The organism is Streptomyces sp. NPDC002690 (assembly GCF_053592415.1).
The window spans coordinates 1-1,342 of the sequence record NZ_JBSFVR010000734.1 but is presented as its reverse complement, the minus strand read 5'-3'; the positions used below and the strand labels follow the sequence as shown (position 1 = coordinate 1,342).

Annotated in this window: 2 protein-coding genes and 1 pseudogene; 2 read left to right on the top strand and 1 reads right to left on the bottom strand. The window is 66.9% G+C overall.

What is annotated here, in order from left to right; genetic code table 11:
* Positions 1 to 340: 340 nt before the first annotated feature.
* A pseudogene (locus ACWD3D_RS37125) lies at positions 341 to 499 on the top strand (DUF255 domain-containing protein); the annotation flags it as partial.
* A gap of 57 nt (positions 500 to 556) precedes the next feature.
* Positions 557 to 706 carry a hypothetical protein gene (locus tag ACWD3D_RS37120; RefSeq protein WP_451465033.1) on the top strand — a complete coding sequence of 50 codons (150 nt, stop codon included), beginning with the start codon at positions 557 to 559 and terminating at the stop codon, positions 704 to 706.
* A 97-nt stretch (positions 707 to 803) separates the two neighbouring features.
* Here ACWD3D_RS37120 and ACWD3D_RS37115 read toward each other — a convergent pair whose 3' ends face one another.
* Positions 804 to 1,163, bottom strand: coding sequence for a hypothetical protein (locus ACWD3D_RS37115; protein WP_451465032.1), 360 nt, complete (start codon positions 1,161 to 1,163; stop codon positions 804 to 806).
* Positions 1,164 to 1,342 lie beyond the last annotated feature (179 nt).

The following is a 1,342-nucleotide window of genomic DNA, read 5'->3' as shown; positions in this document are numbered from 1 at the left end:
CCTCGACCTTGACGAACTGCCCCGGCCTGAGCCGGACGCCTGCTGACCGTACAGCGGCGCCCGGCCCCACGCCTCCGTCTGCCGGAGATGTCGTAGGAGGGCTTGTCCCGGGTCGGGTCGAGCGAGAAGGCGCTCGACCCGTTCCTCGTCGACGGCGAGAAGTTCAGAACCGTGGGGTGGTTCGCTCGTCGACGGCGAGAAGTTCAGAACCGTGGGGTGGTTCGCTCGTCGACACAGAGACGACAAGGCGTCGTGGGGCAGCCTTGGCACTCGGCCTCTTCCGCGGCCCCCCGGTGAGCCCGTCCCCCAGTCGCCACCCCCGGTACGCAAGGATTGGGGCATGGTCAACCGACTCGCGCACACCACCTCCCCGTACCTCCTCCAGCACGCGGACAACCCGGTCGACTGGTGGCCCTGGTCGCCCGAGGCGTTCGAGGAAGCCAAGCGCCGTGACGTGCCGGTGCTGCTGAGCGTCGGGTATGCCAGCTGCCACTGGTGCCAGTGACTTAACACAACCAGGTAGTGCTGACCTGGGATGTTTACAAGGAGCACCAGCGTGGACACGTACGATCACGAGCTGAAGCGCAAGATCGACGCTTGGGTCCGGGAGCAACTGACGGCATCACCGGAGTGGGAACCGGAGCGGTACATCACCATCAGGCAGCACCTTGAGGCCGACGCACCGTCCCAGGAGTCGGGCTCGTAGGCACGGCTTCAGCCGCGCCGGCCCCCGCCCAGCAGTGATGCCGCACGCCGGAACACGAAGGTCAGAGCGTGCGGCATCGTGAAGGCGTTGCCTGTGATCAAGCAATGGGGTGGCAGGGCGCCGTCCAGAGCGTGGCCGCGACCTGCGTCCAGCCGTCATCGGTACGCGCATCTGAGCGCGCGGCAGTCGCGACCACGAACCCGTGGTTCTCCAAGTTCTGGACGGCTCGCTCCCGGGGAAGCACCGGGACCTCGCCGTCGATGGCGATCAGGTATCGCCCCGGATCGTCGGGGTGCGCCACCGTCACGACGTCTGCTGGTCCGAGGTCGATATTGGGTCCCGCCGCGACTTCGAGGCCGGGACCGATGACCGACATCGTCCACCGGCCGTGATAGCTGGTGATCTCGGCGGTGTACAACGACGGCATACCGCTGTGGCTGGGGTGCGCATCGGCCACGAGGCCACTCCTCTGAGACGTACACGCCTGCGACCTGCGGCGTGATGCCTTGACGGTAACGGACAAGGGTGACATACCCCATGTGGGCTGTCGCGGAGTAGGTGTCACCACAGGCTCAACGGCCTGCCCGCCGCGATAGCTGCTCTGATTCGGGCCCGCACCTTGAGCTCGCCTTCGCC